This is a genomic window from Fodinibius sp. (assembly GCF_041642155.1).
Lineage (GTDB): Bacteria > Bacteroidota > Rhodothermia > Balneolales > Balneolaceae > Fodinibius.
In genome coordinates this window covers 1-5,902 of record NZ_JBEPWZ010000183.1, presented here as the reverse complement: position 1 = coordinate 5,902, position 5,902 = coordinate 1, and the positions used below count along the sequence as shown (strand labels likewise).

Here is a 5,902-nt window from a genome sequence, read left to right as displayed (position 1 = left end):
GCGCGCTTACCCTCGTCAACCGAACCGTTAAAGCAGTGCCAAACGCCCGACAGCGTGCCATCCTGCTGCTCCTCTATAATATCCAGCAGGTCGCCGGTACTGTCCCGGTTATGCAGAATAATTGGTTTCTGTACTTGCCGGGCAACCCTGCAGTGAATGCGCAGGCTTTTCTGCTGTTCCGCCCGGTATTCGTCGCTCCAGTAATAATCGAGCCCGGTTTCACCCACGCCCGCGATGGCCGGGTCGTCGCAGTAGGTATACAATGTTTCTTCGGTGACCCGGGCTCCCTCATTAATGGAGGTAGGATGGATGCCCGCCATCTTATGCAGCGATATTTCGGGATGCCGGAGCTTATCCATTTCGGGCAGCGAATCGAGGTTAATGGCCGGCATAAAGATATGACGGACGCCCGCAGCGGACGCCCGCTCCAATACCGCCGCAATGTCGCCTTTGAACTGCTCGGAATAGAGATGGCAATGCGTGTCAATCACAATAGCTGCTTAATGTACTTCCACCGAATGATATTCAATCAGGCGCTTCATGGGCTTGCTGATATAGCGGCCCGATTTCATGCCGTATTTGGTCAGGATTTCATTAATCATCTCCTGGTGTCCGTAGGCAACCGAACCGATGAAACCAACTTCATATTCCCGGGCATCGGTATATTTCATCACAATGCGGCTGATAAAATTTTCAAATCCTTCATACAGTATGTCGCGTACGAAGGGATGGTCTTCATGCTCCCCGAGGAAGGCGGCGTAAGAGGCGATAAACCTGCTTTTCTGTGTCCCGTCATAGACACCTTTGTTGATATAATCGAGATCCATATTGTAATTCTTTTCCAGATCATCGCAGAGCTCATCGGGGACCTCAAACCGGTAATATTTATTAATCAGCTTCTTTCCGAAATAGCCGGCACTGCCCTCATCTCCCAAAATAAAAGCGAGCGAAGGGATATGCTCAACAACTTCATTGCCATCGTACAGGCAGGAATTGGATCCGGTCCCTAAAATGCAGGCGATGCCCGGCTCATCAAAAAAGCACGCCCGGGCCGCTCCCAACAGATCGTGATATATATTGATAGACGCATCCGGGAAGCTGTATGCGAGAGCGGTTTCCACTTCCTGCTTCTTCTCCTCGCTGTCGCAGCCGGCCCCGTAAAAAAAGATGTCACTGATTTCGATCTCACCGATCCTGGCGGACAAGTCGTGCTCGACGACATCCTGAATACTTTGTATCGTGTGGTAATAGGGATTCAGTCCTTCTGTCTTGTAAATCTCATGCTCGTCCGCCGATTTTACGCACCATTCCGTTTTTGTGGCACCGCTGTCGGCTATTAAAATACTCATAGATACCTTTCGTTCATTTGTTTATTGTTGCCAAATCTAAGCATTTTTTGTTATATCCTGCAAAACTCCCTCTCGAAAATCGAGACCGGGCTGTATTCTGTCTGTCATCAGGCATATACATTTATACACACAGGAGAAAATAAGCAAAGCTAATGAAAGTAACGTACAATAATTATCTTAAATCGATGCAATACCCGGTCTTCAGCGGCAACCATCTGACCCCGGAAAAGACCCTGCAGCGATCCTCTCGCATGACCAACCCGCATGAAAACCATCCGAGCTGTGCGCGGCGCCTGATGAGAACACCGGGCTAAGATATAGCCGGTCTAAGATATAAAAACAAAAAAATCTTGTAAGGATTTGCCTCTAAACGACTCTTACTTGTACCGCTAAGCTGTAACTGGCAATTAGCAGGGGTGCGGCATTAATCGCTCTTTTGTCATTTGTTTTTTATAACGCAGTGACACTATGTTGTCAGTTTTATTTAATATATTAATCGATGAAAAATAAAAGTTAAATACAGAACCTACTTTATGTCTGACAATAAGGATCGCGATAAAGCGCTGGAAATGGCCATCGGCCAAATTGAAAAACAACACGGAAAGGGAACAATCATGCGATTGGGCGACGAAGCCGTCCAGGATGTCCCCAGCATCTCCACCGGATCGCTCGTACTTGATCAGGCACTCGGCGTGGGCGGCGTGCCGCGGGGACGCATTACCGAAATTTACGGCCCGGAAGGCAGCGGGAAGACCACCCTGGCCATGCATATCGTGGCCGAGGCCCAGAAAGCGGGCGGTTATGCGGCCTTCGTTGATGCCGAACATGCGTTTGATCCCCGCTACGCCAAAAATCTGGGCATCAATACCGATGAGCTGCTGGTATCGCAGCCAGACAGCGGCGAGCAGGCCCTCGAGATTACGGAAACGCTTATTCGCTCTGCCGCCCTGGATGCCATTGTGGTGGATTCGGTAGCGGCACTGGTGCCCCGTGCCGAATTGGAAGGCGAAATGGGAGATTCCCACATGGGCCTGCAGGCGCGGCTGATGTCGCAGGCGATGCGTAAAATTACGGGAATTATCAACAAGACACGCACCTCGGTGATTTTTATCAACCAGATTCGCGAGAAGATCGGGGTCATGTTTGGAAATCCTGAAACTACCTCCGGGGGACGTGCACTCAAATTTTACTCTTCTGTTCGTATGGACATTCGCCGGATCGGATCGCTCAAAAAAGGCGATGACGTGGTCGGTAACCGCACCAAAGTAAAAATTGTCAAGAATAAAGTAGCCCCGCCCTTTAAAGTCGTGGAATTCAACATCATGTATGGAGAAGGCATTTCCCGCATGGCCGAAATTCTGGATATGGCGGTTGAGTTCGATATCATTGAAAAGCGGGGCAGCTGGTACCGCTATGACGGCGAGCCTATCGGTCAGGGAACGGACAATGCGATCGAGTTTCTCGAATCAGATCCCGAACTGACCAACAGCATCGAGCAGATGGTCCGTGATGCCATGAACCCAGCGCCCCAGGAGGAGGAAACGGCAGAAACGGCAGAGGAGGAGAAAACGGAAGGCGATGATAACAAAGAATAGTGATGAGCGATGAGGCCAGGCCCCAGCAGCCCCTCCCCGGGTTAATCACTTCCATTACCGTTCAGACACGAAACAAGGAGCGGTATTCGGTCTTTGTGGACGAGGAGTTCCTGCTGGGTGTTAATGAACAAACCCTCATCAAATTCAATTTGAGCAAAGGGGTCGAAGTGACGCCCAGGCTGTATAAAAAAATACAGCGGGAAGAGGGACGGTTTGCCGTTAAAAAGTACCTGCTTAAGCTTTTGGGCCGGCGCGACCATGCCCGCAGGGAGCTGCTGACCAAAGCGCTTCGAAAGGATTATACGCGGGAGGTTATCATCGACGTATTGGATGAACTCGAGGAAAAAGGGTATATCGACGACGCCGGTTTTGCCCGCAAATATGCCGCCGACCAGTACCGCCTCAATAAGTGGGGACCCGCGAAGATAAAAGCTCACCTGTTTAAAAAAGGGATCGGGCGGACGGTTGCCGAGCAGAGTATCCGGGAGGCATTTAAAAATGAAGATTTAGAAGAAACTTTTATACATTTAGTCGGAAAGCGGAAACGACATTTCCTGAAAGAAGAACACCTGCTAAAGCGGAAGAAAAAGATCATTCGCTACCTGGCAGGCAAAGGATATCGCTCGTCCAGTATATACCGTAGCATCGATAAACTCATGAAGGTCATAGAACAATGAAAAGCCTCACGCTCGACCGGCTCATACGACTGGGATTAGCCCTGGCGGGCGTGGCGGTCCTGTTCTACCTGTTATACTATTTTGGCACCCTGGTGGGTTATGCCGTCATTGCCATTGTCATTACCTACCTGCTGGATCCGGTCGTAAGCCGCATACAGGCCACCGGCATCAATCGGACTTGGGCTATTATACTCACCCTCACTGCCCTCATTTTACTGCTCGTCTGGATATCAACCAATATCTTCCCGATTATTGCCAACCAGATGGTGGAACTGGCGGGACAGCTGAACGTCGAGACAATCCAGAATATCACGCGGCAGGTGGAACAGCGGCTGAGGGACAAATTCTCCTTTCTGCCTGAACAATTTCTCAGTACCAATATCACCCGGATGCTCCAGGAACTGTTTGATATCGGTCAGCTGCCCGCCGCTCTGAGCAATCTTATCGGCCTCTTTACCAATATTTTCTGGGCGGCACTGGTCATTCCGTTCGCCACATTTTTCTTCTTAAAAGACGGCACCAAAATCAGGCGGGATATCCTGCAGCTGGTGCCCAACAAATACTTTGAGACCACGCTCAGCCTGATTGACAAGATTGAAACCCGCCTGGGTATTTATTTCAGGAGCGTCATGCTGCAGAGCCTTATTGTGGCCCTTTCCTCATGGCTGGTCCTCTCCATCGTTGGCTTGAACAATGCACTTTCGGTAGGTATCGCCGTGGGACTGGCCAACACCATTCCCTATTTCGGTCCCGCCATCGGCTATCTTCTCTCCATCACCGTCTCCATTATTGAAGTCGGCAACTTTTCGCTGGTTCTAGCCTGTATTATCGCCATTTTCCTGGTGCAGCTGCTCGACAACCTCGTACTGCAGCCGCTCATCTTTTCCCGCTCGGCCGAAATCCACCCGGTTGCCATCTTATTCATTATTATGGTCGGGGCCGAAATTGCCGGCATCCTGGGTATGCTGATCGCTGTGCCCATAGCAACTACGATCAAAATTACGATTAACCAGATCCGGTGGAGTATCAATAACTACTATGTCTTTCGTTCTGCGAAATCTCCGGAGACATAACCGGGACCGATGCTTTTCCAATTTTGCCCTTAATATCTAATCTTTTTTGTTTATCTTTGCGATCAAACTGACAGCAACTTATACCGTCATTGCCCATTGATCAACATTGTTGTATTCGCCTCCGGATCCGGTACCAATTTCCAGTCGATTATAAATGCTACGGAAGAAGGACAAATTGAGGGAGAGGTCCGGGGCCTGATAACCAACAAAGACGATATTCAGGCGATCCGGCGAGCCCGGAAGCATGACATCGCTCATGTTACCATCGATCCGACCGATTTTACAGACCGGTCAGACTACGTAAGGGAACTGCTCGACCAGCTTGCAGCCTGGGAAACCGACCTGATCGTACTCGCCGGCTATATGATTAAAATTCCGGCAGAGCTCATTAAAAAATTTGAAAACAGGATTATTAATATTCATCCCTCCCTGCTGCCGAAGTACGGCGGCAAGGGGTTTTACGGGCATAACGTGCACCGGGCCGTCCTTGATAACAATGAAACGGAATCGGGTTGTACGGTTCATATCGTAACCCGGGAGTATGATGAAGGTCCCATTTTAGCTCAGCAAAAAGTGCCGGTGTACGACTCTGACGATCCGTCAACGCTGGCCAAACGGGTGCTGAAGCAGGAACACCTGCTGCTGCCCGATGTTATCGCCAAACTCGCTAACAAACTCAATCAAAAAAACCATTCGTAATAGTGTCACTCCAACCGCTTGCCGAACTGCCTGAACATTCCCTTCCCATCAACCGGGCGCTGCTCTCCGTGTCGGACAAAACGGATATCATTCCGCTGGCCGGGGCACTCCACAAGGCGGGTGTGGAGATCATTTCCACCGGCGGGACGGCCCGGAAAATTCGAGGAGCTGAGATCCCCGTAACAGACGTCAGTGAGATAACAGGTTTTGAAGAATGTCTCGATGGACGGGTTAAAACCCTGCATCCCCTGATTCACGGGGGCCTGCTGGGAAGAACCAGCCACGAGCCGGACGTCAAAGAGATGAAACGGCTGGATATTGATCCCATTGAACTGGTGGTCGTCAACCTCTACCCTTTTCAGCAAGCCATTGCTGACCCTGACTGTACGCCGGCCACAGCCACGGAACATATCGATATTGGCGGTCCGACGATGATCCGTGCGGCAGCCAAGAATTTCGCTCATGTCTGCGTGCTGACCTCACCTGGCCAATACGGTGATTTCAGGAAA

Annotated in this window: 7 protein-coding genes and 1 pseudogene; 6 read left to right on the top strand and 2 right to left on the bottom strand. The window is 50.4% G+C overall.

All coding sequences use genetic code 11. From position 1 onward, the window contains the following. Together ACESLU_RS10485 and ACESLU_RS10480 are read right to left on the bottom strand one after the other, a co-directional pair. Nucleotides 1-491 (bottom strand): TatD family hydrolase (locus tag ACESLU_RS10485; protein WP_372638600.1); only part of this gene is annotated, 491 nt, incomplete at its 3' end. Between the two features lie 9 nt (nucleotides 492-500). Further along, a complete protein-coding gene (locus tag ACESLU_RS10480) occupies nucleotides 501-1,349 on the bottom strand; it encodes a hypothetical protein (RefSeq protein WP_372638599.1) in 849 nt (282 codons plus the stop codon). 152 nt (nucleotides 1,350-1,501) lie between these two features. On the opposite strand from ACESLU_RS10480, the gene ACESLU_RS10475 reads away from it, so the two are divergent. From ACESLU_RS10475 to purH, 6 genes and pseudogenes are all read left to right on the top strand, one after another. Further along, nucleotides 1,502-1,663 carry a hypothetical protein gene (locus tag ACESLU_RS10475; protein ID WP_372638598.1) on the top strand — a complete coding sequence of 54 codons (162 nt, stop codon included), beginning with the start codon at nucleotides 1,502-1,504 and terminating at the stop codon, nucleotides 1,661-1,663. 219 nt (nucleotides 1,664-1,882) lie between these two features. After that, nucleotides 1,883-2,944, top strand: coding sequence for a recombinase RecA (gene recA, locus ACESLU_RS10470; RefSeq protein ID WP_372638597.1), 1,062 nt, complete (start codon nucleotides 1,883-1,885; stop codon nucleotides 2,942-2,944). A 2-nt stretch (nucleotides 2,945-2,946) separates the two neighbouring features. Beyond that, nucleotides 2,947-3,621 carry a regulatory protein RecX gene (locus ACESLU_RS10465; RefSeq protein WP_372638596.1) on the top strand — a complete coding sequence of 225 codons (675 nt, stop codon included), beginning with the start codon at nucleotides 2,947-2,949 and terminating at the stop codon, nucleotides 3,619-3,621. After that, nucleotides 3,618-4,694: an AI-2E family transporter gene (locus ACESLU_RS10460; protein WP_372638595.1), complete on the top strand. Its 1,077-nt coding sequence runs from the start codon at nucleotides 3,618-3,620 to the stop codon at nucleotides 4,692-4,694. Before ACESLU_RS10465 ends, ACESLU_RS10460 begins: the two co-directional genes overlap by 4 nt. A gap of 96 nt (nucleotides 4,695-4,790) precedes the next feature. After that, nucleotides 4,791-5,393: a phosphoribosylglycinamide formyltransferase gene (gene purN, locus ACESLU_RS10455; protein ID WP_372638594.1), complete on the top strand. Its 603-nt coding sequence runs from the start codon at nucleotides 4,791-4,793 to the stop codon at nucleotides 5,391-5,393. 2 nt (nucleotides 5,394-5,395) lie between these two features. Next, nucleotides 5,396-5,902, top strand: a pseudogene (gene purH / locus ACESLU_RS10450) (bifunctional phosphoribosylaminoimidazolecarboxamide formyltransferase/IMP cyclohydrolase); the annotation flags it as partial.

What these genes read in the sequence shown, in the direction of transcription:
- ACESLU_RS10460 (WP_372638595.1), top strand. Translation starts at nt 3,618, where the DNA reads ATGAAAAGCCTCACGCTCGACCGGCTCATACGACTGGGATTAGCCCTG.
- ACESLU_RS10465 (WP_372638596.1), top strand. Translation starts at nt 2,947, where the DNA reads ATGAGCGATGAGGCCAGGCCCCAGCAGCCCCTCCCCGGGTTAATCACT.
- recA (WP_372638597.1), top strand. Translation starts at nt 1,883, where the DNA reads ATGTCTGACAATAAGGATCGCGATAAAGCGCTGGAAATGGCCATCGGC.
- ACESLU_RS10480 (WP_372638599.1), bottom strand. Translation starts at nt 1,349, where the DNA reads ATGAGTATTTTAATAGCCGACAGCGGTGCCACAAAAACGGAATGGTGC.
- ACESLU_RS10475 (WP_372638598.1), top strand. Translation starts at nt 1,502, where the DNA reads ATGAAAGTAACGTACAATAATTATCTTAAATCGATGCAATACCCGGTC.